Source organism: Acinetobacter lwoffii (assembly GCF_019343495.1).
Taxonomy (GTDB): domain Bacteria; phylum Pseudomonadota; class Gammaproteobacteria; order Pseudomonadales; family Moraxellaceae; genus Acinetobacter; species Acinetobacter lwoffii_P.
Genome location: NZ_CP072549.1, coordinates 2112790 through 2139434, shown reverse-complemented (window position 1 = coordinate 2139434; position 26645 = coordinate 2112790). Strand labels below are relative to the sequence as shown.

At 33.2% G+C, this 26645-nt stretch carries 23 protein-coding genes; 20 read left to right on the top strand and 3 right to left on the bottom strand.

All coding sequences use genetic code 11. The features are described 5' to 3' along the window. The first annotated feature begins 676 nt into the window (after positions 1-676). The 11 genes from rfbB (at position 677) to J7649_RS10055 (ending at position 12728) form a co-directional block, all read left to right on the top strand. Positions 677-1735 carry a dTDP-glucose 4,6-dehydratase gene (gene rfbB, locus J7649_RS10105; RefSeq protein ID WP_219310100.1) on the top strand — a complete coding sequence of 353 codons (1059 nt, stop codon included), beginning with the start codon at positions 677-679 and terminating at the stop codon, positions 1733-1735. Further along, complete coding sequence (gene rfbA, locus J7649_RS10100; protein ID WP_219307809.1) at positions 1735-2613, top strand: glucose-1-phosphate thymidylyltransferase RfbA; 879 nt, start codon at positions 1735-1737, stop codon at positions 2611-2613. The genes rfbB and rfbA overlap by 1 nt, the downstream gene beginning before the upstream one ends. Positions 2614-2615: 2 nt before the next feature. Then, the gene (locus J7649_RS10095; protein WP_219307807.1) at positions 2616-3041 is read left to right on the top strand and encodes a sugar 3,4-ketoisomerase; all 426 of its coding nucleotides are present in this window, start codon (positions 2616-2618) and stop codon (positions 3039-3041) included. Between the two features lie 223 nt (positions 3042-3264). Next, positions 3265-4380, top strand: a complete 1116-nt coding sequence (locus tag J7649_RS10090; RefSeq protein WP_219307805.1) for a DegT/DnrJ/EryC1/StrS family aminotransferase — start codon at positions 3265-3267, stop codon at positions 4378-4380. Continuing rightward, positions 4381-5625, top strand: coding sequence for an O-antigen translocase (locus tag J7649_RS10085; protein WP_219307803.1), 1245 nt, complete (start codon positions 4381-4383; stop codon positions 5623-5625). It abuts the gene before it with no gap. A gap of 13 nt (positions 5626-5638) precedes the next feature. Then, a complete protein-coding gene (locus tag J7649_RS10080) occupies positions 5639-6526 on the top strand; it encodes a glycosyltransferase family 2 protein (protein WP_219307801.1) in 888 nt (295 codons plus the stop codon). Between the two features lie 151 nt (positions 6527-6677). Continuing rightward, a complete protein-coding gene (locus tag J7649_RS10075; RefSeq protein WP_219307799.1) occupies positions 6678-7820 on the top strand; it encodes an O-antigen ligase family protein in 1143 nt (380 codons plus the stop codon). Between the two features lie 2 nt (positions 7821-7822). Further along, positions 7823-8689 carry a glycosyltransferase family 2 protein gene (locus J7649_RS10070; RefSeq protein WP_219307797.1) on the top strand — a complete coding sequence of 289 codons (867 nt, stop codon included), beginning with the start codon at positions 7823-7825 and terminating at the stop codon, positions 8687-8689. Beyond that, entirely contained in the window at positions 8689-9837 is a 1149-nt protein-coding gene (locus J7649_RS10065) for a glycosyltransferase family 4 protein (protein ID WP_219307795.1), read from the top strand. The genes J7649_RS10070 and J7649_RS10065 overlap by 1 nt, the downstream gene beginning before the upstream one ends. Positions 9838-9941: 104 nt before the next feature. Continuing rightward, positions 9942-10895, top strand: a complete 954-nt coding sequence (locus J7649_RS10060; RefSeq protein ID WP_219307793.1) for a GNAT family N-acetyltransferase — start codon at positions 9942-9944, stop codon at positions 10893-10895. A gap of 1182 nt (positions 10896-12077) precedes the next feature. Continuing rightward, positions 12078-12728, top strand: a complete 651-nt coding sequence (locus J7649_RS10055) for a sugar transferase (protein ID WP_228738677.1) — start codon at positions 12078-12080, stop codon at positions 12726-12728. Between the two features lie 255 nt (positions 12729-12983). Here the strand turns inward: J7649_RS10055 and J7649_RS10050 are convergent, their stop codons facing one another. From J7649_RS10050 to J7649_RS10040, 3 genes are read right to left on the bottom strand one after another with little or no spacing between them, the layout of a single operon-like run. Next, positions 12984-15182, bottom strand: coding sequence for a polysaccharide biosynthesis tyrosine autokinase (locus J7649_RS10050; protein ID WP_219307788.1), 2199 nt, complete (start codon positions 15180-15182; stop codon positions 12984-12986). A gap of 16 nt (positions 15183-15198) precedes the next feature. Continuing rightward, a complete protein-coding gene (locus tag J7649_RS10045) occupies positions 15199-15627 on the bottom strand; it encodes a low molecular weight protein-tyrosine-phosphatase (RefSeq protein WP_219307786.1) in 429 nt (142 codons plus the stop codon). Further along, a complete protein-coding gene (locus J7649_RS10040; RefSeq protein WP_219307784.1) occupies positions 15627-16730 on the bottom strand; it encodes a polysaccharide biosynthesis/export family protein in 1104 nt (367 codons plus the stop codon). The genes J7649_RS10045 and J7649_RS10040 overlap by 1 nt, the downstream gene beginning before the upstream one ends. Positions 16731-17025: 295 nt before the next feature. Between J7649_RS10040 and tviB the strand changes: the two genes are divergently transcribed. From tviB to J7649_RS09995, 9 genes are read left to right on the top strand one after another with little or no spacing between them, the layout of a single operon-like run. Next, entirely contained in the window at positions 17026-18303 is a 1278-nt protein-coding gene (tviB, locus tag J7649_RS10035; RefSeq protein WP_219307782.1) for a Vi polysaccharide biosynthesis UDP-N-acetylglucosamine C-6 dehydrogenase TviB, read from the top strand. 18 nt (positions 18304-18321) lie between these two features. Beyond that, positions 18322-19350 carry an NAD-dependent epimerase/dehydratase family protein gene (locus J7649_RS10030; protein ID WP_219307780.1) on the top strand — a complete coding sequence of 343 codons (1029 nt, stop codon included), beginning with the start codon at positions 18322-18324 and terminating at the stop codon, positions 19348-19350. Then, the gene (locus J7649_RS10025; protein ID WP_219307778.1) at positions 19347-20600 is read left to right on the top strand and encodes an oligosaccharide flippase family protein; all 1254 of its coding nucleotides are present in this window, start codon (positions 19347-19349) and stop codon (positions 20598-20600) included. Before J7649_RS10030 ends, J7649_RS10025 begins: the two co-directional genes overlap by 4 nt. Further along, positions 20584-21717, top strand: coding sequence for a polysaccharide pyruvyl transferase family protein (locus J7649_RS10020; RefSeq protein ID WP_219307776.1), 1134 nt, complete (start codon positions 20584-20586; stop codon positions 21715-21717). The genes J7649_RS10025 and J7649_RS10020 overlap by 17 nt, the downstream gene beginning before the upstream one ends. Further along, positions 21717-22547, top strand: a complete 831-nt coding sequence (locus tag J7649_RS10015; protein ID WP_219307774.1) for a glycosyltransferase family 2 protein — start codon at positions 21717-21719, stop codon at positions 22545-22547. The genes J7649_RS10020 and J7649_RS10015 overlap by 1 nt, the downstream gene beginning before the upstream one ends. A gap of 5 nt (positions 22548-22552) precedes the next feature. Continuing rightward, complete coding sequence (locus J7649_RS10010; protein WP_219307771.1) at positions 22553-23665, top strand: hypothetical protein; 1113 nt, start codon at positions 22553-22555, stop codon at positions 23663-23665. 18 nt (positions 23666-23683) lie between these two features. Continuing rightward, the gene (locus J7649_RS10005; protein WP_219307769.1) at positions 23684-24841 is read left to right on the top strand and encodes a glycosyltransferase family 4 protein; all 1158 of its coding nucleotides are present in this window, start codon (positions 23684-23686) and stop codon (positions 24839-24841) included. 1 nt (position 24842) lies between these two features. Continuing rightward, positions 24843-25445: a sugar transferase gene (locus J7649_RS10000; RefSeq protein WP_219307768.1), complete on the top strand. Its 603-nt coding sequence runs from the start codon at positions 24843-24845 to the stop codon at positions 25443-25445. A gap of 1 nt (position 25446) precedes the next feature. Then, positions 25447-26637 (top strand): type III PLP-dependent enzyme domain-containing protein, encoded by a 1191-nt coding sequence (locus tag J7649_RS09995; protein ID WP_219307766.1) that lies wholly within the window; start codon positions 25447-25449, stop codon positions 26635-26637. Positions 26638-26645: the final 8 nt, after the last annotated feature.

Genomic DNA, 26645 nt, shown 5'->3' with positions numbered 1-26645 from the left:
GATTTATGTGATTAACATCTAAAAAATATAATAGATCACATACCTTGTCTATAGCTATTTTTGACCCAATTAAATAACGCCAGGTTAAGACTTTGCAAAAAGATGGAATAAAATAGACGTGAAAGCTTGATTGAACAAGCGATAGAGATATAGAAAATTTTTTAACGTTATAAAGAATATTAATTGTTTCTAATTGTTATTTTTTAATAGATGAGTTAAATCTTATGAAAGGAGCTATAACGATATAAATTAATCGAGGAAAGTATTTTCATATAATTTTTATCTGATCTAAAGGTTTCTTAGATTGTTGATTTTCATCTAATTCAAGTATTAGTTTAATAATTTATAAAATAATTATACCTTGCAAAAGTTAAAATAAAACATTGTTAATTAAAGTATTGGAATAAAAAAAATGATGAATATTGGGACAATATTAGCTGAAAGGTGTGTAAAGGATTAAGATCAATATAGAGTAAAAATATTTTTAAAAACTAAAATAGATCCATAAAATGTAACTACATTTAAGTATCGGCTTTTTTTGTAAGTGGCTTGTGTAATAGAATTAATATATCTTATGAACAAATCAATAAAAATAGATATGCCCAGAAAGCAGTAATACATTAAAAATAATTTGTGAAAAGTAAAATAAAAATATTAAAGGACACTAAAAATGGTGATGAAAATATTGGTGACCGGTGGGGCTGGTTTTATTGGATCTGCTGTTATCCGGCATATCATTAAAGAGACCGAACATCATGTTTTAAATGTTGATAAGTTAACTTATGCAGGTAACTTGGAGTCATTAGTTTCTGTATTGGATCACCCTCGTTATCAATTTACTCAAACTGATATTTGTGATCATGTATCTTTAGCGCGATTATTCTCAGCCTTTGAGCCAGATGTGGTCATGCATTTGGCGGCAGAGTCTCATGTGGACCGTTCGATCGATGGACCGGCTGAATTTATCAGTACAAATATCGTCGGTACCTATACCTTATTAGAGGTTGCACGAAAGTATTGGCAAAATTTGGCTGAAATTAAAAAATCCAGATTCAAATTCCACCATATTTCAACAGATGAAGTATATGGCGACTTAGAAGACACAACTGATCTATTCACTGAAACCACCCCTTATTTACCAAGTTCGCCCTATTCGGCAAGTAAAGCCAGTTCAGATCATTTAGTTCGGGCCTGGTATAGAACCTATGGTTTACCGGTGGTTATCACGAACTGTTCGAATAATTATGGACCTTATCATTTTCCTGAAAAACTGATTCCTTTGATGATCTTAAATGCTTTGGAAGTTAGACCATTACCGGTCTATGGGGATGGTCAGCAGATTCGTGACTGGCTTTATGTTGAAGACCATGCTCGTGCTTTATATCAAGTTGCGACTCAGGGTGTTGTGGGTGAAACCTATAATATTGGTGGATGGAATGAAAAACAAAATATAGACGTGGTTAAAACCATTTGTCAGATTTTAGATGAATTAAAACCGCTGTTGAATGGGCAAAGTTATGAAAGCTTAATCACCTTTGTTAAGGATCGGCCTGGACATGATTTACGCTATGCCATTGATGCTTCAAAAATTGAGCGGGAACTGGGGTGGAAGCCACAGGAATCATTCGAGACCGGTATCCGTAAAACTGTGCAGTGGTATCTGGATAATCTGCAATGGTGTCGTCGCGTGCAGGATGGTTCTTATCAGCGTGAACGTTTAGGGGAGGCAGTCTAATGGCTAGCACAACCAAAGGGATTATTTTAGCCGGTGGTTCGGGAACACGTTTGCATCCGATTACCAAAGGCATCTCGAAACAGCTACTTCCGATTTATGACAAACCGATGGTTTATTACCCATTATCTGTCCTGATGTTGGCCGGTATCAATGAAGCTCTTGTCATTAGTACGCCAGAGGATATTGAGGGATTTAAGCGTTTATTAGGAGATGGTTCACAGTTTGGCATGGAGCTGAGTTATGTAATTCAGCCTCGCCCTGATGGTTTGGCACAAGCCTTTATCCTGGGCGAAAAATTTATTGGCCAAAGCAATGTATGTCTGGTGCTGGGCGATAATATTTTCTACGGGCAAGGTTTTACCCCTATGCTACGCCAGGCTGCAGCACGGCAAAAAGGAGCAACGGTATTTGGTTATCAGGTGAAAGATCCTGAACGCTTTGGTGTGGTGGAATTTGATGAACAGCAACGTGTGATGTCAATTGAAGAAAAACCGAAACATCCTAAATCTAACTTCGCTGTAACGGGTCTGTATTTTTATGACAATGATGTCATTCAGATTGCCAAACAGGTTCAACCATCCGAACGGGGCGAGCTTGAAATTACCTCGATTAACCAGGCATATCTGGAGCGTGGTGATTTAAATGTTGAATTGTTGGGGCGTGGATTTGCCTGGTTAGATACAGGTACACAGGGCAGTCTGCTTGAGGCTGCTCAATTTGTAGAAACTATTGAAAAACGTCAGGGTTATAAAGTGGCCTGCTTGGAAGAAATTGCATTGAATAATGGCTGGCTGAGCAGAGAGGAAGTTTTAGCGATTGGTCAAACAATGAATAAAAATGGCTATGGACAATATCTGATTTCTTTAGTGGGGAAATAATAATGAGTTTAGTTAAATTAATTGATTTACCTAATTTAGGTGATGAACGAGGTGGATTAGTTGCAATTGAATCAAATCAATCTATTCCATTTAAAGTTAAACGTCTTTATTATATTTTTAGTACTTTGAATAAAGCTCGTGGTTTTCATGCTCATATTGCTTTGAAACAAATAGCTATATGTATAAAAGGTAGCTGTCGATTTATATTGGATAATGGATGTATTAAAGATGAAATTATTTTGAATTCTCCTTTAAAAGGATTATATATAGAATCTTTAATATGGAGAGAAATTCATGATTTTTCTGAAGATTGTGTACTATTGGTATTGGCGAATAATCATTATGATGAAAATGATTATATTCGAAATTATCAGAATTTTTTAAAAGAGGTAAATAAGCCAATTATAAATTTAATAGTAAATAATTAAATCAATAATACGATAAAAGTACAATAATTATTAATTTTCAATGTATTCGTTGTAGAATAATATTTTAAAAAATAATTAAAAATTAATAAATATAGTAGAGTTAATTTTTTATATCAATAAATCTAGAAGCAGTACATTAAATATAGGAACAACTGTTTAAAAATAAGCTCTTATTTTGGAGCTATATTCCCTAATTTTCTGATTTTTTATGAGATTGATAAGAATGATTCCTTTTCTTGACCTAAAAGCGATAAATGCTCAATATCTTGATAAACTTATCGTAGCTTGTACACAGGTAGTTGATTCTGGCTGGTATATATGTGGCAAACAGGTAGACGATTTTGAAAGACATTTTGCGCATTATTGTGGAACGCAGTATGCCATAGGGGTTGCCAATGGTTTGGATGCTCTTATTCTGACCCTGCGTGCATGGAAAGAATTGGGTAAGCTAAATGAAGGAGATGAAGTCATTGTGCCTTCAAATACTTATATTGCGAGTATTTTGGCGATTTCACAAAATAATCTAAAACCGGTGTTGGTCGAACCAGATCTTAATACTTTAAATATTGATACTAAAAAAATTGAAGCAGCTATTACTACCAAAACAAAGGCGATTTTACCCGTTCATTTATATGGACAGCTTGCTGCCATGCCAGAAATTATGGTGATTGCCAAGAAATATAATTTACTGGTCCTAGAGGATTCAGCACAAGCACATGGTGCTGAAATAGATGGTAAAAAAGCAGGTAATTGGGGAGATGCCTCAGGCTTCAGTTTTTATCCAGGTAAAAACTTGGGGGCATTAGGAGATGGGGGCGCGATTACCACCAATGATGCCGAGTTAGCCAATATGCTGAAGGCGATACGTAATTATGGTTCGCATGAAAAATATAAAAACCTGATGCTTGGAGTAAATAGTCGTCTTGATGAAATTCAGGCGGCAATTCTGAACGTAAAACTGAAATTTTTGGACCGAGAGAACCAGCATCGCCGTCAGATTGCAGATCTCTATTTAAAAGGAATTCAAAATCCAACCATTGATCTTCCACTCATAAATATAGACGCGGAAACTTATACCCAGCATGTTTGGCATCTGTTTGTCATCCGAACCCGACATCGGGAAGAATTACAAAAATATCTGGCAGACCATGGGGTACAGACACTGATCCATTACCCGATTCCACCGCATAAACAACAAGCTTATAAAGAGTGGAATGACTTAAGTTTACCAATTTCAGAACAAATTCATGCCGAGGTCTTGAGCTTACCGATCGGACCTACTTTATCTATGGATGAAGCAAAGCAAATTGTTCAGTTATGTAATGGTTTTCAAATATAGATGAATTTACTTACGACCAGCGTACTCAATGGTGTGGCGGTGCTGATTAAGACCCTAACTCTATTTGTACTGAATAAAATTTTGGCTGTATATCTGGGACCGACTGGATATGCCGCTTTAGGACAATTCCAAAATTTTATTCAAATGGTAACAACTTTTGCAGGTAGCGCAATTAATACTGCCGTCATTAAATATACGGCCGAGTATCATGAAGATCAAAACAAACAACGTGCAATCTGGAAAACAGCAGGCAGTCTTGTTCTTCTATTCAGCCTGATTTTTGCAATATTAATTTTAATTTTCCAAAACCAGCTATCACTTTATATATTTCATACCCTTGAATATCAAAATGTTTTCGTATGGTTCGCAGTATTTTTAATATTTTTTAATTTTAATACATTGTTTTTAGCAATATTAAATGGCAAAAAAGAAATATTAAAATTGGTAATTGCTAATATTTCAGGCAGTTTATTTGCTCTTATTATTACAAGTATTTTAGCCATAAAACTACATTTATATGGTGCCTTGATTGCATTATCCATTTATCAGTCTATTGCATTTATAGCCACGTTATTTCTGTGTTGTAGAGCGGACTGGTTTAAATTTTCGTCTCTGTTTGGAAAAATAGACTTCGAAATTACTAAAAAATTTAGTTCTTTTGTTTGGATGGCATTGGTAAGTGCGATCTGCGTGCCTTTATCGCAAATGCTGATTCGTGCCTATTTAAGCCAGGAGTTTAGCGTGGCATATGCAGGATACTGGGAAGCGATGATCCGTCTAAGTACCGTATACCTGATGCTGGTTACAACAATATTGGGGGTCTATTACTTGCCGCGCCTATCAGAGCTCAAGATACTTGAAGAAATTAAGAAAGAAGTCTATTTAGGCTATAAGTTCCTTTTTCCAATGGCTGTGGCAGGAGGCATAATTGTTTTTGTGTTACGTGATTGGATTATCAATGTATTGTTCAGTCCCTCCTTCGCACCCATGCAAAGCCTGTTCTTTTGGCAAATGATGGGCGATGCATTAAAGATAGGGAGCTGGATACTAGGCTATTTAATGTTAAGCAAAGCCATGACCAAACTGTATATCTCTACAGAAATTATATTTACTCTTTCCCTTCTGATTTTGACCTATGTGTGTACCCAAGTTTTTGGATTTGAAGGGGTTTCGATTGCTTACCTGGTAAATTACGGGATGTATTGGATAGTCATCAGTTTATTTATATTTAAACCATTAGAATAAAAAGAGATATAATATGAAAATTGAACACCCTTTAATTTCTATCATTATACCAAGTTATAATCATGAGAGATTTGTGTGTGACAGTATCAGGAGTGTCATTGACCAGTCGTATCAGAATATTGAGTTAATTGTCATTGATGATGGATCTACAGATTCTTCCGTAGAAAAAATCCAAGAACTGATTCCGCTCTGTGAAAAACGATTTACCCGATTTGAGTTTAGACATCGACCCAATCAGGGCTTGAGTGCAACCTTGAATGAAGCATTAGCATGGACACAGGGAGAATATTTTTCTTCTCTGGCTTCAGATGATATAATCTTAAAAGATAAAATAAAAATACAATCCGAATTTTTAAACCAGAACAAAAATTGTATCGCAGTATTTGGAGGAGTGACAGTTATTGATAATGATTCTAATCTTGTCAAAAATAGAGTTAAAAAAAGACAAAGTTATAATTTTGAAAAAATTTTATTATTAGAACATGATTTGCCAGCTACGACTCAACTGATCCGATCTAAAGCTTTGAAAAAAATTGGCGGTTATGATGCTAAGGTAAAAATCGAAGACTGGTATATGTGGTTGCTTTTAGCACAGGAGGGGGAGTTATGTTATCTTCCAGTTATTTTTGCTAAATACAGGCTACATGATAATAATATGCATAAACAGACGTCTCTTATGCATGATTCGAGAATGATGATTTTAAATGAATACCAAAATCATATTCTATTTAATAAGGCAAAAAAAAGAGCTTTATGGATAAATGCATTTGAGTTGGGGTTGTTTTCCAAAAAGCAATCATTGGAAAAAATGCTAAGCATTTTGAGAGAATATCCATCTGAAATTTTAAAATATGATTTTTTCAGGTTTTTTTACTGGTTAATTATTAAAAAAGATTTTTAATATAAATAAGTTTGATAAATATTATTGATTTTGTTAGAGAATACCATTTTTAAATATATTAAATAAGAAATTAATTAAATTAATAATATAAAATATTAATCGGTTCTTTTGCTTTTCTGTCGAGCAAAAGACAATAAAAAAGGAATGGATAATGATTATTTTAAATGAAACTAATTCAAAAAATAACATTATTTTTTTAAGTGATACTAATATAAGAGATAAGTCAATTGTATATCTTATACTATTTTCATTTTTTTTATCTCAGTTTTATTTTTGGTCAAGTGGAGTTCCACAATTTAGCCATATTTTTATTATGGGTGCCATTTTATTGCTATTTAGCAAAAGCTCTAAAATAAATATTGAGTATTCAAATATAATTTTATTATTCGTTGCTTATGCAATTTGTGTAAATTTTGCTTGGTATTTAATTGTTCTAGATTCAAGTTATATGATGTCGACTGTTTACTGGATATTTAATTTACTATTTTTTATATTAATGATGAATTTAAATCAGGTCCAGATCAACTTTTTATATGAAAAGTTATTATTCCTTATTCCTTTTTCTTATATTGTTGAAATTATTATCTGGGTAAGTAATTTAGGTCGTTATGATTTTGAACCTCGATACAATGGTCTTTTTAATGATCCTAACCAGATGGCATTTTGGGTGCTAAGTAGCTGCGCAATTTACCTGTATATTTCAGGAAACGGTTTTAAAAAAATAACCGTCTATTTTTTAGCTTTATTCTTGATTTTATTGACCATGTCAAGATCTGCTTCAATTGGCTTTTTAATGTTAACGCTGGGACTTATATTTAGTCAAAAAGGGGACCTGAATAAAAGAATATTTGTATTCATTGGAACATTAGCGTTTTTTGGAAGCTTAAGCTACTTTTTATATAGCTTAGGGGTTTTTGATAGCATTGCACTACGCTTTATAGAAGGGTTAGATCAAAGAGACAGTCAGGTAGAAGGACGTGGTCTTTTTAGTTTTTTAGATTATCCTCAATATTTAATTTTTGGGGCTGGACAAGGTGCTCACTGGTTATATAACCCTACCGGAAATGAAATTCATTCAACTTGGTTAGGTATCTTATTTTATTATGGAATTATAGGTATATCCTTATTTTTAATATTTCTATACCAAATATTTAAGAAATTATCACTTTCAAACAAGATGATATTCTTAGGACCAATGTTATATGGGTTTACCACCTATAGTGCAAGAACGCTGATTTTTTGGTTTTTATTGGCAGCTTTTTTAATATTTTCAAATAATAATAAGGAAGAATAAATATGTATATTTCTATAGGAATTCCATTTTTTAATGCTGAAAAATATTTAGAAGATGCGATTAAATCGGTTCTGGCCCAAACTTTTCAAAACTGGGAACTAATATTAGTAGATGATGGATCAACAGACCGGTCTTTAGAGATAGCTCGATCATTTGTTGATCCTCGAATCCGTATCATTTCTGACGGTTCCAATAGAAGATTGCCTTATCGCTTAAATCAGATTATCAATGAAGCAAAATATGACATTATTGCACGTATGGATGCTGATGATTTAATGGCAGTAGATCGGCTTGAAAAACAGATTAAAGTCTTAAATGAAAACCCAGAAATTGATTTAGTGGTAACCAGTTTATATTCTATTGGAAATAAAAATGAGATCTTAGGAAAAAGAATTTTTTCTAACCACCAGATGCAGCCAAAAGAAATTTTGCAAGGGTTGACAAATTTATTACATCCTTCACTTCTTGCACGTAAGACATGGTGTCAAAGAAATCCTTATCAGGAAAATAACTGCCTAGCTGAAGATTATGAATTATGGTTATCAGCAGCTATAAAAAATGATTTTAATTATGTGGTGATGCAAGAACCCTTATATTTTTATAGAGAAGTGGAAAATGTAAAAAAAGAAAAAATGATACGTGGATATAATACTCAAATTGAAGTGATTAAAAAGTATTATAACAATGTCATATCTGATCTTGAAAAAAATAAGATTGTTCTAAAATTTGAAATAAAAAAAATGATTGTAGAAATATTAAGTTTTTTGAATTTAATGCAAATTTTAAATAAGCGTAGGATGACTACTGTTTCTGAAGACGATAAAAATTTTTATGCGTCACAATTAGAACTTATAGGACGATTAAAATAATGATAAATAAAAAAATTGCTATTATAGGTTCTACTGCTTATAACCTTTATAATTTTCGTAAAGATTTTATTTTTGCATGTTTAGAGCAGGGTCATCAGGTTTATGCTTTTGTCTCCGAGTATGATGATCAGTGGCTAGATATAATTAAAAATCTTGGAGCAACTCCTATTTCCTATCAACTTAGTCGTGGGGGATTGAACCCATTATCTGATCTATATTCTATTTTTCAGCTTATAAATAAAATAAAAGAAATTCAACCTGATATAGTCTTTTCATACTCAACTAAACCTATTATTTATGCTACTTTAGCTGCTTATAAGACAAATGTTCCCTATATCTATGGAATGATTGAAGGCTTGGGTTCACCTTTTACCATTCATAAACATGGTCAAAGTTTAAAGACTAAATTCATACGCTTTGTACAAATTTCTTTATATCGGCTTGCATTTCCATATTTAGATAAAATTATTTTCTTAAATCGCGATGATCCTAAAGATCTAGTACATCATTATAATCTTCCCCATAAAAATAATGCAATTGAAGTCTTAGGACCAATTGGTCTTAACTTACAAGAGTATGCCTATACGAAATGGGATACCGAGAAAAACTTATCTTTTATCTTTATTGCCAGGTTAATTGCTGAAAAGGGTATATTTGAATATTTAGAAGCTGCTCGAATAGTTAAAGAAAAATATCCTGATATAACATTTAAAATTATAGGTGGATTGGATCCTGAAAATCCAACTGGTTTAAAGCAGGCACAATTAGATCAATTGATAGAAACAGGAATTATAGAATACGCTGGTTTCGTTAAAGATGTGAATCAAAGAATACGTGAGAGTGCAGTTTTTGTATTACCTTCCTATTATCGTGAGGGCGTACCTCGCAGTACACAAGAAGCAATGGCTATAGGAAGACCAGTGATTACGACTGATGTACCTGGCTGTAATGAAACTGTAGTAGAGGGTGTTACAGGTTTCCTAATTCCTAAATGGGATGTAAACGCATTAGTAAAGAAAATGATTTATTTCATAGAATATCCTGAACAAGTAAATGAAATGGGGTATCAGGGATTTTTATATGCTAAAAAAAATTTTAATGCTGATCATATAAATCATAGATTATTGCAAATATTAGGAATGAATTAGGCTTAGAATTCATTTAATAATATTTTTATTTATAAAAATAATTTTGATTAAATTTAACTTAAAAATAATAAGTAGAGAATGTTTGACTTATACAGGAGATTGCAATGGGCGAAGATATAAGCTTTAAAATAAAAAAATACGAAGATTCAGATAAAATAATGTGGAATAAATTTTTGTTAAAATGTAAAAATTATCACTTTATGTTTAATCGGGATTTCATGGAGTATCATTCTGATCGTTTCGAAGATTTCTCTTTAATATTTAAAAATGATGAAGATGAAATTATGGCTTTATTACCTGGAAATATTAAAGATAATATTTTTTATAGTCATCAAGGTTTAACCTTTGGTGGATTTTTATTTGATAGAGGCATGCATGCTGCTGATATGCTTGAACTCTTTACTCAATTAAAGATTTTTTTTAAAGAAAAAAATATTGAAAAAATTATATATAAATGTATTCCAAGTATTTATCATAATTATCCAGCGCAAGAAGACTTATATGCTTTATTTAGAAATCATGCCAACCTTTATCGTAGAGATATTAGTGTTTGTATTGATTTAGAGGAAGAATATTCATATTCGGAAAGCAAAAGAAGATCAATTAAGAAGCTCAAAAAAAATGGTATTATTTGTGAAGAAGTAGATCAGCCTAGTATTGTTTGGGGTGTCCTTCGTGAAGTATTACGTGAGCATCATAACCAACAACCTGTCCATAATGAAATTGAAATAGATTTATTGAAAAGCAGATTTCCTAATAATATAAGAGCTTATAAGTGCTGTCTTGATGGTAATATTGTGGCAGCAGCAGTTACTTTTGAAACTGAGAGAGTGGTTCATATTCAGTATTTGGCGAGTAATGATAAGGGCAGAGAGGGAAAAGTATTAGATTATCTGATTGATTTTTTAATAAATAACAGTAAAAAATTTGCTAAAATATTTGACTTTGGTATTTCTAATGAAAATGAAGGGAAGTTTTTAAATAGGGGGTTGATTAATCAAAAAGAAAGATTTGGTGCTCGTGCGATTGTACATGATTTTTATACTATAGATTTTTGACATACTCGCCCATTTTCGACAAGCTCAAACCTGTTTTATGATCACGATCTTATTTTTCAGGGCTTGTGGTGGTGCGTCTTTAGATGTAATTAAGAAGTATATTCAAAGTTAGCAGGGTTAAAGCTTTGTGAAATTCACCTCCACCTTGACTGTCGGGTGGAGTCCTCTTCCCTTACAGATAGAACTTTATTTTACAAGCCCGTAACTACAGGCTTTTTCAAACGTCATTATTGAGTGATTTAATTGAGTGATTTAGCTTGTAGCTATAATTTAGTTCAGCCAACTCCTCGTTCTTCTTCTATTCAAGCAAATAACTCACAAGATTTAAATAAAATCTATTTTTATGCAGATGTATGAAAGCATACAAACATCAGTCTAGGGATAATTGCTAATAGTAAAAATGACATATTTGATACAAATATTAAAAATATAAGTTTTTCAGTTATATAGAAAAATTTCAGGTACTTGTTAATGCTATACACTTGCTAAATCAGTCTCTTGACGTTTTTGATGTAGTCAAAATATGGAGTCAATTGGTGACTTTAATCACAGTCTTCTTTGTTAAATTACATTTTGTCACATTTTTTTTAGTGTGAGCTGTGTTGTATTTTATGAATTTTTATTTAAAAAAATTACCGCTACTTTTCTATATTTATTGAGGATATTTACTGGATACTATGAAGTGCTAATCATTCACGAAATAGCTTATTTTATTGATAGGAGAACAAAGATTTTATTGCAATATCAAATAAATTTTCATTTATAATATTTAAATTAAGGTTTTAATAAAAAAATACTAATATAAGATTATTTTTAGGTCGATAATTCCATCTAAGATATATTGCTACTTAAGAAATGAAACCCTTGATATGATTAATAAAAATAGATATATCGAGGTGTTTATTAATGTATCTAAAAAAAGAAAAAGCTAAGATCAAAAATAATGAAGAAAATACTATTTTAATATATAAGCCTTTATCTGATAGAAAAAATACTATCATATTAAAAAAATATTCTAAAAATAAAGGAGAGTGTAAAAGTAAAATAATAAAATTTTCTTCAAAAAAAGATCAATTAGATAGAATGGGTAAAATAAAATCTAGACATTTTGTGCATAAAGATAATTGGATATCAAAAGAATCTTTCACGCCTCAAATTTATTTTTATTCTATTGCTGATTTAATGAGGAATAAAGGGGAGGTATCTAAGCGGGTGGTTGATATAGTGATTGCATTCATGGCTTTGCTTATATTATTCCCGGTTTTTATTATCATCGCTTATAAAGTACGAAAAAATTTGGGTTCGCCTATTTTCTTTTACCAAGAACGACCTGGTGAAAATGGTAAATTATTTAGAATGATTAAATTTCGTTCTATGCGGAATGCCGTAGATAAAGAGGGTAATCCTTTACCTGATAAATTTCGTATCACTGCATTTGGACAAAAGTTACGCTCTAGCAGTTTAGATGAAATGCCACAGCTGATTAATGTTTTGAAAGGAGATATGAGTATTGTTGGGCCTCGGCCTCAAATGAAAGAATTTCTAGAGCATTATACTGATGAACAAATACGACGGCATGACGTTAAACCTGGTATGACAGGGCTTGCTCAGGTGAGTGGACGCAATAATTTATCCTGGGAAGAAAAATTTGCATTAGATGTACAATATGTTGAACAGCATAATATGTGGTTAGATTTTAAAATCATGTTTAAAACAGCTCAAGTGATGTTGAGCCAAGAGGGAATTAATGCTCCTAATCAGGAAGTCGGTGCTGCGCGGTTTTCGGGAAAAAACATGCCTGAAACTCCTTTATTTACAAAAGAAGTAAAATAATGTGATCAAAAAATTGATTATTGCTGACGCTGGTTGAAGCATGTATTTCCTAATCAATAATGATTGGGTTTCAAGGCGATATTGTACGTGAGGAATCAAATGATGTGTGCGGCTGTTCTGGATACAATGATATTCACTACTTAGAAAAATATAAAAAAGCTTCAAACAGATTTAAATTGATTGAATGATTCCAAATCTGTTTGAAGCGCTATAGTGTTGATATTCCCTTGATAGCAATTTTTTATCTGTGCTAGCTCAATCCTTGTCTTTTGAAGCTTTATAGGCATAGGCATAATTATAGCCATAGCCATAGCCATAGCCATAACCTGCACTTGAACGCTGAATATCATTCAAGATCACGCCATTGACCTTGACGCCAGCCTGTTCAAAGCGATTGACGGTTAATTCCAGCTCTTTCATCTGAGTCTGTGCATAACGTGCAATCAACAAATTCACACCTGCATGTTGCGAGATGATAATCCCGTCAGTCACTGCAAGAATAGGTGAAGTATCAATCAGGATATGATCATATTGACTGGATAACTGAGTCAGCATTTCCCCAAATAATGGAGTACTGAGTAACTCGGATGGATTCACCGGGCTTTTACCCCGAGTCAATAGATCTAATCCTAGAATATCTGTGGCTTTGATCACTTCATTTAAAGTAGCCTGTTTATTTAAATACTCGGCTAAACCAGGCTGATGATTTTGATTAAAGTATTTATGGATATAACCGCGACGTAAGTCTGCATCAATCAAAAGCACACGTTTCTGGCTTTGTGCCAAAATTGCAGCCAGATTGGTCGAGATAAAAGATTTACCCACTTCTGGTGCAGGCCCAGAAATCATCACAATATTGTTCCGTGCATTGCTTAAGGCAAAGTGAATGGCAGTACGCATACTACGCAAACTCTCAATCGCAATATCATCACTGTTTTTAACTGCCAGAATAGGAATATATTTTTTCTTCTTGGCCAGCTTGATATAGCCATTTTGTGCAGGTGAGCGAGGTACCGTCGCATATACCGGCAAATCTAGTTCATTTTCAATTTGACTGGAATCCTTAATGCCTGAACGTAGCATGTTGCGTAGCAGTGCCAGCAAGGTTCCCAGGAAACCGCCCAAGAAGATGGATAAAATCAGGATTTGCAGTTTTTTCGGTTTGATTGGTTCTAATGGTTCAACAGCAGTGTCGACTACACGTACATTACCAATTTCACCAGCTTTGGCAATTCGTAGCTGTTGATAAGAGTTTAACAGGGCAGTATAGAGCTGCTGTTTCACTTCAACTTCACGGAAGAGTTGCAAGTATCGGCGTTGCAGGTCGGGCAATTGCTTTAAAGTACCTTCCAGCTCGTTAATTCTTTTGTTGATGGCAGCCAGTTGTGCATTCATCTGCTGCATCACCGGATGTTCATTGGTGTATTTGGCAGAAGCCTCAGCCACTTGCTGTTCGAGCTGTGCTTTCTGGGTTTCCAAGCTAATACTTTGGGTCAGATACAGTTCCGACTCTTTGGTGACATCGACCGTATTGAATTGCTGACGGAAAGTATTGAATTCTCGCTCAGCTACATCCAGTTGCTGGCGCAATTCAGGTAACTGTTCATCCAGAAACTTGAGTGTCTGGGCCGTTTCTGCAGAACGACGTTCAATATTTTGCTGGCTATAGGCAGCCAGGATGGCATTGAGAACCTCAGTAATATGCTGTTTATCCGTGCCCTGATAATTCAGGCCTAATACACCGGTCATTTTGCCCTTTTCTGCAACCGAGTAATTGGCGAGAATTGATTTTACTGCAGCGGGCAGAGATTGCTTGCGTACAAGATAAGGTGCCTTGAACTGGTCCTGGCTATAAATGGCAACTTTCCATTCACCATGTTCGGACTGTAATTGACTGCGCTGGTTTAATGGCGCAGAGAATACCACCTGTTCTGTGACCGGATCGGTTAAAGTGTATTTGCCCGGCTGAAAGTCTAGACGTAAATTTTTGTCATGGAAATAAGCCGGCACTTCAAACTGACGGATATCAAAGGATTTACCATTGTCCTTAAACAGAACAGATGTTTTGCTGTATTCAGTCTGATAGTCATGTGGTGATAGTAAACGGTCGGTAAAGCTGTTTTCAGTGCCAGCAATGCGTAGATCGAGGTTTAAGGCTTTAATGGCCGAACCCAGCACCAGACGTGATTTCAGGAGTTCTATTTCTGCCTGAGCGGGTTGCTTTTGCTCTATCATGTTGGATAGATCACCCAATAAGGCAGCAGAAGCTCCTTTATTCTCTTCGACCTGTACCAGCGCATCGACCGAATAGGTGTCCGGGGTGACTCTTAAATAAAGCAATGCGCAGATCACGCTTAAGATGACACACAGGGCAATCAGCTTCCACTGGGCAATGAGTGAAAAAAATAATTCTTTTAAGTCTATCGTATCTTCAGTATTGCTATTTTGGCTCATAATCTTGATTTCAAATTTAAATATATTTTTTCCAGTCGGAAATACAGCTCTGTATTAACTGGCAGGTATCATCAAATACAGCTTGGTCATGCTGATAGGGATCAGCGATATTCCTGGCTTGCCAGTGCCCCAAACGGAAGGTTTTACCTTTGGCAAAAGGCCAGGTCTGTTCCAGATGTTTTTGTTGGTTTTGACTCATCACCAGAACCAGATCGGCCTGTTTAATCATCTCGGCATTCAGCTTTCGAGCGACATGCGGACTCATATCAATGCCCAAACTTTGCATGCACAGACTGGCTTTTTCATCTGCTGCATGTCCTACCATGCCCGCAATACCCGCAGATTCAATCTTTAAATGCGGATACTGTTGTTTTAAAAAGTATTCGGCCATAGGACTACGGCAGATATTGCCAATACAGACCAGTAAAATATGTTTAATCTGCATTATTGCCCCAAGCGATCCAGGTTATAAAGTGCATTCGAGAATGGAATCACCTGGTTTACGACACGTTGCCAGCGTGCCAGACCTGAAGCATCGACATAGACAATGTCATTACTGCGCATCTTGAACTGGTTGGCCAGACCGAAGTCGGCAATACTGCTCAGGTCCATGTGATAAACTTCAGTGTGCACAGCATTTGGCTGACTGCGCACAATATAAATCTTGCTACGGCTAGCAGAGAGTGGATTTAGGCCCAAACTTTCACCTAATACATCACTTAAACTCATCCCCTGATCGCGCAGTGGCAAGGACTGGTTTTTGCCAGATTCACCCATGACATAGATTTTTTGATTTTCGCGATTGTTCACATATAAAGTGTCATTCGGCTGGATCAGCAAGTTATGCAGTGAAAAACCTGCTTTTTCCAGTTCTACGGTATTCAGGGTATAGGTCTGTCCCTGACGGACCAAGGTAATGGAAGCATTATTGCCCTGTTGGGCATTTACACCACCAGCCATGCCCAAGGCCGTATAGACACTTACCGGCTGATCGCTTAAATAAAACTGACCGCCTTTGATGACATTGCCCTGAACGGAGTAGCGCTGACCCTGATAGGACAGAACCCGTACAATGACATCTGGAGTTTTTAGATAACGGGCCAACTGACTGCGCAACTCACGGTTGACTTGGGTCAGGGATTTGCCTGCAGCCTTGTAGCGGCCAATAATTGGAAACTGGATATAACCTTGAGAATCAATCTGATAGCCAATTGAACGCGCAGAGTCTTCACTTGCTGCATTTGGAGAAGATGGAGTCATTTCCGGATAAGCCCACAAATAAATCGACAGGATGTCGCCCGGACTCAGACTGTAGCTACGATGCGGGGTGCTAAACAAATGGGCATAATCTTGTTGAATATTTTGTACAGCAGGCTGAACGGCCAGCATAGAGTCCTGGGTGAGTTTAATCACATTGACTGAAGTGCCAAGTTCGGTTTGATAAACACCTTCTGCTGGTAGGTCATAAGTTTGCAGACCAGAGGTAACTGCACAGCCGGTCAAAGTGAGACCGCAAGTCAGTAAAAAAGCCAGTTGAATTTGTCGCACATGAAATCCCGTTTTTAATATTTAATTCGTTAAATCTGCGATATTCTACCTGAGAACTTTGATTTTATTATAACAAAATGTATCTGATTTTAACTGAATAGTGAATGAACACAATAAAAGTCTATTTGCTCAATAAAATCTTTTTTAAAGTATTCCTTTATAAGCTTAGTTAAATATTTTCTTATTTTTTTTGTTTTTTGGTGTTAAATCACAACAGAATTTTCATGTTTTTCTGCTAGTATGCGCGCCGAAAGATTGAATCTTCATAAGTACAGTACATTAATAAGGCGTTGAAATGCTATCTATTGCAGATTTAAAAATTGCGGTGATTGGTCTAGGTTATGTGGGCTTGCCACTTGCAGTTGAATTTGGGAAAAAAGTACCTGTGGTCGGTTTTGATATCTACCAAAAACGAATTGATGAACTTAAAAGTGGCCAAGACCATACCCTCGAAGTTTCCCCAGAAGAACTCAAACAGGCAAATCAGCTCAGTTATTCAGCAAATTTAGAAGATTTAAAAAGCTGTAACTTTTTTATCGTGACTGTGCCTACACCTATTGATGAATTTAAACAGCCAGATTTAACGCCACTTGTTAAGGCTTCGACCGGCATTGGTCAGGTGCTTAAAAAAGGCGATGTGGTGGTTTATGAGTCTACTGTCTATCCGGGTGCAACTGAAGAGACCTGTATTCCGGTTCTGGAACAGGTATCAGGTCTGAAGTTCAATCAGGACTTTTTTGCCGGTTATAGTCCGGAGCGAATTAACCCGGGCGATAAATTGCACCGAGTGACCAATATTCTGAAAATCACCTCAGGTTCTACCCCTGAAGTCGCTGAATTTGTTGATCAGGTGTATAACCTGGTGATTGAGGCAGGTACGCATAAAGCGACTAGCATTAAAGTGGCTGAAGCGGCAAAAGTAATTGAAAATACTCAGCGTGATGTCAACATTGCCCTGATTAATGAACTGGCCGTGATCTTTAATAAAATGGGAATTGATACCGAAGCAGTATTGCAGGCCGCCGGTACCAAATGGAATTTCTTGCCATTCCGTCCAGGTCTAGTCGGAGGGCACTGTATTGGTGTCGATCCGTACTATTTGACTCATAAAGCACAGTCTATCGGTTATCACCCTGAAATTATTCTGGCAGGTCGTCGTTTAAATGATGGCATGGGGGCTTATGTGGTTACCCAGCTGGTTAAGGCCATGATTAAGAAAAAAATTCAGGTCGAAGGTGCCAAGGTTCTGGTTTTAGGCTTAAGTTTTAAAGAAAACTGCCCGGATATTCGTAACACCAAAATTATTGATATTGTTAATGAACTGACAGAATACAATATTGCTGCAGATGTGTATGACCCATGGGTGGACGCAAACGAAGCTCAACATGAATACGGGATTACTCCAGTCTCCAATCTGGAACAGGGGCAGTATGACGCGGTGATTCTAGCCGTTGCCCATGATCAGTTTAAAGCCATGGGTGCCGAAGAATTACGTGCCCTAGGCAAGTCAGCACATATTTTATATGACCTGAAATATGTACTGGATCAATCTGAATCTGACCTTCGTCTGTAATCTATAGGGACCATAAACATGAGCCAATATCAAACTGTATGCGAGCAATTACAACAAGCACCAAAAACCTGGTTAATTACCGGTGTAGCAGGCTTTATTGGCTCAAATTTACTGGAAACCCTGTTAAAGCTGAACCAAAATGTGGTGGGTCTGGACAATTTTGCCACAGGTCATCAGCATAATCTGGATGAAGTGCAAAGTCTGGTCAAGCCTGAACAATGGGAAAACTTCAAGTTTTATGAAGGTGATATCCGTAATTTTGCAGATTGCCAGAAAGCATGTGCAGGAGTGGACTATGTCTTGCATGAAGCAGCTTTAGGTTCTGTACCCCGTTCAATTGCCGACCCGATTACCACCAATGCAGCCAATATTACCGGCTTTTTAAATATGCTGACAGCTGCACGAGATGCAGAAGTCAAAAGTTTTACCTATGCCGCCAGCAGTTCAACTTATGGTGACCATCCGGCACTGCCTAAAGTTGAAGAAAATATCGGCAAGCCACTTTCGCCTTATGCGGTCACCAAATATGTAAATGAGCTGTATGCTGAAGTCTTTGCTCGAACTTACGGCTTTAAAACGATTGGTTTGCGTTACTTCAATGTCTTCGGCAAGCGTCAGGACCCGAATGGGGCCTACGCTGCAGTCATTCCAAAATGGACAGCAGCCATGATTGCTGGTGATGATGTTTTCATTAATGGTGATGGTGAAACCAGTCGTGATTTCTGTTTTATTGAAAACACGGTCCAGGCCAATATTCTGGCAGCAACTACACAAAATGATGAAGCCAAAAATCAGGTCTATAATGTCGCAGTAGGGGATCGTACGACTCTAAATGATTTATTTAATGCCATTAAAGCTGCATTAAATGAAAATGGTGTGACTTATACGAAAGAGCCTGTATATCGGGATTTTCGGGCTGGGGATGTGCGACATTCACAGGCAAGTATAGAAAAAATTAGAACTCTTTTAGAGTATATACCTCAATTTTCAATTTCACAGGGTATTGATAAAACAATGCCGTGGTATAGTAAAAAATTATTAAAATGAAAGCTAAAATTGAAAAACTTGGACTCTTACTTTTGGGTACGTTATTAGGTTCAGGGGCGAATCTTTTAATACAAACTTATTTAGCAAGAGAGTTTTCTCTTAAAGAATATGGGATTTATATATCTATATTAAATATTATAAACTTACTAACACCGTTTATAGGTTTTGGCATAGCTAGTTTTATGTTAAGAGTATACATGGTAGAGGGAGGGGGTGCAAAAAGATGGCTTAAGGGGGTGTATGAAATTATATTCTATAGCTCATTAACAGTATTTTTTTTGTTACAATTATGGGGTTGGGTTAATAATAAAAATTTAAGTATGTTTGCTATTTATACTTTCTTTTTTATTTATATGTTAGGAACATCATTAAATGGTTTTATGCTAAGCAGATTGCAAATAGAAAATAAAGTAAGAGTGCTTTCTTTGTGGCAATTAATTCCTAATAGTTTAAAACTAGCATTTATATTATTTTTATTTTTATTTTTTGAAAAAAGCATATTAAATATCTCGATAGCATACGCTTTATCTGGTTTATTAGTGTGTGTGTTTTCTATAAATTCATTGCATAAGATGAGATCTGGAAGTGTATTTTTAAGTTTTGATAATAAAAATAAAAATACAGAAAATGTGTCCAAAATAGATTTAATTCGTTCAGCATTTCCATATGGTTTAACAGGTATATTTTATTTAATATATATGCAAAGTAGTATAATGATAGTTACCTTCCTGAAGGGTTATGAGGAGGTCGCGTATTTAGGATTGGCATTAGTTTTTTTAACAGCACTTTGCTTAATTCCTAGTTTGTTTTTTCAAAAATTATATATGCCAAAAATTTATAACTGGTCAAATACAGATAAAATAAAATTAAAAAATTTTTATATTAAAAATACAATTATTTGGGGTGTTTTATCAATTGCAATAATTATATTATATTTTATTTTTATTAAATATTTTTTTGTAAATATTTTTGGACCCAAGTATGATGATAGAATAGAAATATTTTATTTTATATCTTTGTTGGTTTTTGTGAAATACTTTACTTTAAATTCTGGATCAATAATGAATACAGAGAAATTAATTGATATTAAGGCTAAATTAATGACTAAGGCTGCAATTGCAAATATAATCTTAAGTATTATTTTGGTTTCTTATTGGGGGATTTATGGTGCTATAATGGCATTGATCTTGGTTGAATTTTTTATTCTTTTATCATTTTATAAATGTATTAAGAATGAGTATGGTTTCTAATATGGTTGATATCTGTAAAATAAAAATTTCTGGTTATTATGGTATGCTAAATTATGGAGATGATTTATTTTCCTACTTAACATATCATACAGTTTCTAAAAATTTTAAAACTAATGAATGTAGGATTGTTAGTCCTAGCTATGTAGATAGAAACTTAAGTTATTCAGAGTTTAAATTTTTAAATGCTTATTACAATCAATTTAATTTTAAGGGAAAAATATCAAGATTAGTTAATTATTTTATCTCAACATTTAATACTGATTATTATATATTTTCAGGTGGCTCTTTATTTTCTAATGATGGAGTAAATATTAAAGATATTGTATATAGTGCAAATTATAATAGATATAAGCTTCATGCTATGGGTGTTTCAATAGGGCCATATAAAAGTATAGCAGCAGAAAAAAATAATATAGAGAAGCTGAAGCTATATGAATACATAGCTGTAAGAGATAAAAAATCGTTTGCACGATTATCTTCATATAATTTAGATGCAAAGATAGTTTTAGCAGGGGATCTAGCAGGCTTGGGGTGTGATATATTTAAAAATTCCCAATTTTTAAATAGAAAAAGTAATAATTTTATACTTGGATTTTCTCCTTGTAATTTGGGTAGTTTTGAAGATTCAAAAAAATATGTTGAGAATTTTTTAAAAACTACTATTTTACTTAATAAAAAAAATGAACTTGAAGTTTATTTACTATGCTTAAATGATAATCCTTATAATGGTGATGATGTACTTTGTAGGTATTGTTCTAAAATCTTAACTGAAAATAATATTACACATAAAATTATAAATTATTCTAAGATAGGTATTGAGGAAACATGGAATTTAATTGCTAGTCTAGATTTTTATGTGAGTGTACGATTGCATGGTGCAATAACTGCTTATTTAAATAAGATTCCATTTTTTTTGTATGAATATCATGAAAAATGTACAGAATTTTTAGATTTTATTGGTATGGAAAAAGAAATTACGGATCTAGTATTGGAGGATCCAAAGATTTTAATTGAGAAGATAGAAAGAGAAAATATAGATTTATTGAGTGTTGAAAATTTCAGTAATATGTCAAAATTGAATATAATTGAAAGCCCTTTATATTATAAGGATATATAATGTTAAGTCATTCTATAAGTGTTATTATACCCTTTTATAACTCAGTAGATACTATTGAGAGAGCAATAGTATCTGTTTTTAATCAAACTTTGCTTCCATTGGAAATAATAATTGTAGATGATAAGAGTTTGTTTGAATCAAAGATTTATGCTATGGAGATTGTAGAAAAATATAAAAATAAAAAAATAATTGATATAAAATTCTTTTCATTAGAAAAAAATGTAGGAGCTGGCGAAGCAAGAAACTATGGTTGGTCAAAGGCTTCAGGTGACTTGATAGCTTTTTTAGACTCTGATGATAGCTGGTTGGATAATAAGCTTGAAATACAGTCTAAATATTTTTACTTAGATAATGATTTAGTATTATGCGGACACTTATATTCAATACAAACTAAAAAAGAATATTTAAAAAAAGAGGAATCTCATAATGAAATAGGTTGTAAAATTATAAATAAAAGATTGCAATTACTAAAAAATAGATTTGCTACATCAACAGTCATGATTAGAAATAATATTGATAAAAGATTTGAAGCTAATAAAAGATATTCTGAGGATTTTCTTTTATGGAGTGAGATTATATGTAGTAATTATAAAGCTATAGAAATTAATGAAGTATTAGCGATATATTATAAATCTATATTTGGTAGCTCTGGTTTAAGTTCAAATATGTTTAAAATGTATAAAGGAAATATTGATTCATATAAAGTGCTATTTAATCTGGGTCATATAAGCATAATATCTTATTTATTTTTTATATTATTTTCTACTTTAAAATATTTGAGAAGGATTATATTAAAATGGGTGCGTGACTTTATGATGTTGCTTAGGTAAGTGTTATGGAAATTAAGTTATCAAATTTTTTATTAGTTAAAGCAGTTGTATTTCTGTCTATACTCTTGTTTCCAATATACTTTTTACCTTCTGGAGGAGTTCAAATATCAAGCTTCTTCTTTATCTTGTTATTTTGTATTTCACTTTATATGACTGATAGAAATACATATAACTTGTTTTTTAGAGTAACTTACCCTTTCTATTTTTTTTTAATTTATGCACTTTTTCTAAATTTGGTTTGGTTTTTTATATTACTTAATCCAGGAATTTTTTTTTCATATTTATTTTTAATATTTAACTTCCTTATTTTATATTCATTCTCTTTAGTTTTGTATAAAAATGATGAACTATTTAAGAGTTTTCCAGTTTATTTGATTATTTCTCTTCTTGTGCAAGTATTTGTATCTTTTTTATTAAATAGTGATAGTGCTAGATCATCTTTATTGTTTAATAATCCAAATCAGTTAGGGTATTTTGCCTTAATATCTGCTTCAATATTAGTATTTTATTATAAAATAAAATTATTAAATATCTATTTTTTTATATTAGGTATCTTTTGTTGTTTATGGTTGGTGCAATTATCTTTATCAAGTGCTGCTATATTTTCTATTTTATTGTTAATTTTTTATGTATTATGTACAAATATTCGAAGTTTGATTTTTTTATTTATTATTTTTTTAATTTTAATTTTAATTTTTTATATCAATGATTATAGTTTAAATGATGAAAGACTTTATGTGGTTTTAGAGAAGTTAGGGAGTACTGGTGAAGCTAGTGATGATTCACTCGGTGGAAGAGGATATGATCGTATTATCAATCATCCAGAAATTATACTTACTGGTGGCGGAGAAGGAGTTTTTGATAGATGGAATTCTATATTATCGGAAAGTGAAATACACTCTACTTGGGGAACTTTATTATTTAGCTATGGAATATTTGGGTTAATTTCATTTTTGTGGTTTTTAAGAAAAATTGTTTTTGCAGAATATCTGATTTCATTTATTCCTTTTTTGTCTATTGCATTATATGGACTAACTCATAATGGTTTAAGATTTAGTTTTTTTTGGATATTTTTAGCTGTTATTATTTCTCACTCTTTACGCAAGTTAAGATTTTAAATTTACGAAGATTTATTAATGATGAAAAAAATTTTAATCATTGCTACAAGCTCAGATTCTTTAATGATTTTTAGAAAAGCTCTAATTGTGGATTTTCAAAAAAAATATTTTGATGTTCATGTTGCAGCTCCTAATATTAACTCTAATACAGTTATTAGAGAACAATTGGATAATTTAGGAGTTGCTTATCATCAAATTAAATTAGATAGAACAGGTCTAAATATTTATTCTGATTTTCTTAGTATAATTTCACTAACTAAGCTTATATTTCAGATTAAGCCAGATTATGTGCTTAGTTATACTATTAAGCCTGTTATTTATGGAGCTATAGTTTCTAAATTTTTGGGAGTAAAAAATATTTACTCACTTATTACTGGTTTAGGCTATATTTTTATTAGTTTAGATGACTCTAAATACAAAACAACAAAATTACAAAAAATTGTTTTTGTGTTATATAAAATTTCATTATTTTTTTCTAAAAAGGTAATTTTTCAAAATCCTGATGATGCAAATTTATTTGAAGATATGAAGCTTGTTAATCCTGAGAAAATTAATATTGTAAATGGTTCAGGAGTTGATCTGAGTTTTTATGATTATGATATATCTATTTTGGAAGATTACACTTCAGAGCAATCTTTAAAATTCCTAATGTTAGGTCGAATTATTGGTGATAAAGGTATACGTGAGTATATTGGGGCTGCTAGAGAACTAAAGAAAAAATATGGCAAAAAAGTAGTTTTTCAGTTGGGTGGAGGGCTAGATACAAATCCAACAGCTATTTTAAAAGAAGAATTAGATGAATGGATTAATACTGGAATTATTGAGTATTTAGGAGAACTAAAAGATGTTCGTCCTGCTATTACTAATAGCCATGTATTTATATTACCTTCATATCGTGAAGGTACCTCAAGGTCTATTTTAGAAGCTATGTCTGTTGGTCGTCCTATTATTACTACTAATGTTGCCGGCTGTCGACAGTTGGTAGAAGTGGGTAAGAATGGATATCTTGCAGAACCAAAGTCAGTACAAAGTTTAATTAAGGAAATTGATAAAATTATTCAATTATCTTCAAGTGAGATAGTAAAAATGGGCAGTTATTCACGTAAAATAGTCGAAGAGAAATACGATGTTCGTAAGGTGAATAAAGATATGTTAAGTATTATGGGTGTTGTTTAAAATGTATCATCTAGTTGGTAAAAAAATATTAGATTTAATAATAGCTTTAATAGGTTTTATTATACTTAGCCCATTATTTTTTTTGATTTTATTTCTATTACTTATTGCTAATAGGGGCTCCCCTTTTTTTACACAGTTGCGCCCAGGAAAAGATGAAAAAATCTTTAAAATTATTAAATTCAAGACCATGAATGATAAAAAAGATGAGAGTGGAAATCTCCTTCCTATGGGTGAGCGGATCACACCTTTTGGGAATTTATTAAGAAAGACTTCCTTAGATGAAATACCACAACTTCTAAATGTCATAAAAGGGGATATGTCAATTGTTGGTCCTAGGCCTTTACTAGAGCAATATCTTCCCCTTTATACAAAAAGGCAGAAAAAAAGGCACTCCGTTAAACCTGGTATTACAGGTTGGGCACAGATAAATGGTCGCAATCAAGTAACATGGAAAGAAAAATTTGAGATGGATATTTGGTATGTAGAGAACATCTCTTTTAAGACAGATATTTCAATTATGTTGAAAACGGCACAACAGGTTTTATTGCGGAAGGATATCGCAGATATTGAATTAGCAGTAACACCAGAAGACTTTATGGATTAATATGAAAAGTTTAACTACACCAGCATATATTTTAGATAATGAGATTTTAGAAAAAAGTATTAATAGTATTAAGGATTCATTGTTCCTTAATTTTAAGAAAAGCGTACTAAGCTATTCTTTAAAAACAAACTCATTACCTTATATTTTAAATAAGGTTATGGCAGCGAATGGTTATGCTGAAGTTGTTTCTAAAGATGAATATGAGCTAGCTAGATTAATTGGATTTAATATTAATAAGATTATATATAATGGGCCTCTAAAATCTAAAGAAACTTTCCTAGAGGCTATTATTAATGGTGCAATAGTTAATATTGAAACTAAGGCTGAAATTGAGTGGTTGAGCGAGTTGCCTACAGAAGAAATATTTAATATTGGTATACGTGTTAATATTGATTTAGCTACTATATCTCCTGACGACTCTAAATTAGATGAAGACTATAGTCGTTTTGGTTTTTCTGTTGAGAGTGGTGATTTTAAAGAAGCAATCAATAAAATTAATGCGTATAAACATATTAAACTAAATGGTTTGCATGCTCATAGAACGACGCTTACGCGCTCTATTTCTGCTTTCGATAAAATATGTGAATATGTAGGTCGGATTGCTAAAGAATATGGTTTACATTTAGATTATATTGATATTGGTGGAGGATACTATGGAATCATGGAAAATAAGCCAACTTTCAATGAGTATTTTTCATCAATAGCAAAAAAGCTAGAACTCTATTTTGATTTAAATAAAACTACTGTGATTATTGAGCCAGGTAATGCAATTGTTGCATCTTGTTTAGATTTTATAACCAGTGTGATTGATGTAAAAAAAATACGTGATTTTCATGTTGTTACAATAGATGGATCACGTAATGATATTGATCCATTTTATAAAAAAAATAATTATTCTTATTCTTTGTTATCGTCGAATAATACCGTTTCATCATTTGTAAATACACAAATAGTAGCAGGTGGAACTTGTTTAGAATATGACAAACTATTTAAAATAGATAATCAACAATTACTCTCGGTTGGTGATAAAATAATTTTTAGATCAGTCGGGGCATATACGATGACTCTTTCTCCGCTATTTATTCGGTTTTTCCCTAGCGTTTATCTTTTAAAAGATAATCAATATAGTTTAATACGGAAAAATTGGATAGCTAAAGACTTCTTTAATATCTATGACACCGCGAATTTGTAGAGGGTATT

Bases quoted from the DNA above. Each gene is read 5' to 3' on its own strand.
- rfbB (WP_219310100.1), top strand. From the start codon at position 677: ATGAAAATATTGGTGACCGGTGGGGCTGGTTTTATTGGATCTGCTGTT.
- rfbA (WP_219307809.1), top strand. From the start codon at position 1,735: ATGGCTAGCACAACCAAAGGGATTATTTTAGCCGGTGGTTCGGGAACA.
- J7649_RS10095 (WP_219307807.1), top strand. From the start codon at position 2,616: ATGAGTTTAGTTAAATTAATTGATTTACCTAATTTAGGTGATGAACGA.
- J7649_RS10090 (WP_219307805.1), top strand. From the start codon at position 3,265: ATGATTCCTTTTCTTGACCTAAAAGCGATAAATGCTCAATATCTTGAT.
- J7649_RS10085 (WP_219307803.1), top strand. From the start codon at position 4,381: ATGAATTTACTTACGACCAGCGTACTCAATGGTGTGGCGGTGCTGATT.
- J7649_RS10080 (WP_219307801.1), top strand. From the start codon at position 5,639: ATGAAAATTGAACACCCTTTAATTTCTATCATTATACCAAGTTATAAT.
- J7649_RS10075 (WP_219307799.1), top strand. From the start codon at position 6,678: ATGATTATTTTAAATGAAACTAATTCAAAAAATAACATTATTTTTTTA.
- J7649_RS10070 (WP_219307797.1), top strand. From the start codon at position 7,823: ATGTATATTTCTATAGGAATTCCATTTTTTAATGCTGAAAAATATTTA.
- J7649_RS10065 (WP_219307795.1), top strand. From the start codon at position 8,689: ATGATAAATAAAAAAATTGCTATTATAGGTTCTACTGCTTATAACCTT.
- J7649_RS10060 (WP_219307793.1), top strand. From the start codon at position 9,942: ATGGGCGAAGATATAAGCTTTAAAATAAAAAAATACGAAGATTCAGAT.
- J7649_RS10055 (WP_228738677.1), top strand. From the start codon at position 12,078: ATGAGGAATAAAGGGGAGGTATCTAAGCGGGTGGTTGATATAGTGATT.
- J7649_RS10050 (WP_219307788.1), bottom strand. From the start codon at position 15,182: ATGAGCCAAAATAGCAATACTGAAGATACGATAGACTTAAAAGAATTA.
- J7649_RS10045 (WP_219307786.1), bottom strand. From the start codon at position 15,627: ATGCAGATTAAACATATTTTACTGGTCTGTATTGGCAATATCTGCCGT.
- tviB (WP_219307782.1), top strand. From the start codon at position 17,026: ATGCTATCTATTGCAGATTTAAAAATTGCGGTGATTGGTCTAGGTTAT.
- J7649_RS10030 (WP_219307780.1), top strand. From the start codon at position 18,322: ATGAGCCAATATCAAACTGTATGCGAGCAATTACAACAAGCACCAAAA.
- J7649_RS10025 (WP_219307778.1), top strand. From the start codon at position 19,347: ATGAAAGCTAAAATTGAAAAACTTGGACTCTTACTTTTGGGTACGTTA.
- J7649_RS10020 (WP_219307776.1), top strand. From the start codon at position 20,584: ATGAGTATGGTTTCTAATATGGTTGATATCTGTAAAATAAAAATTTCT.
- J7649_RS10015 (WP_219307774.1), top strand. From the start codon at position 21,717: ATGTTAAGTCATTCTATAAGTGTTATTATACCCTTTTATAACTCAGTA.
- J7649_RS10010 (WP_219307771.1), top strand. From the start codon at position 22,553: ATGGAAATTAAGTTATCAAATTTTTTATTAGTTAAAGCAGTTGTATTT.
- J7649_RS10005 (WP_219307769.1), top strand. From the start codon at position 23,684: ATGATGAAAAAAATTTTAATCATTGCTACAAGCTCAGATTCTTTAATG.
- J7649_RS10000 (WP_219307768.1), top strand. From the start codon at position 24,843: ATGTATCATCTAGTTGGTAAAAAAATATTAGATTTAATAATAGCTTTA.
- J7649_RS09995 (WP_219307766.1), top strand. From the start codon at position 25,447: ATGAAAAGTTTAACTACACCAGCATATATTTTAGATAATGAGATTTTA.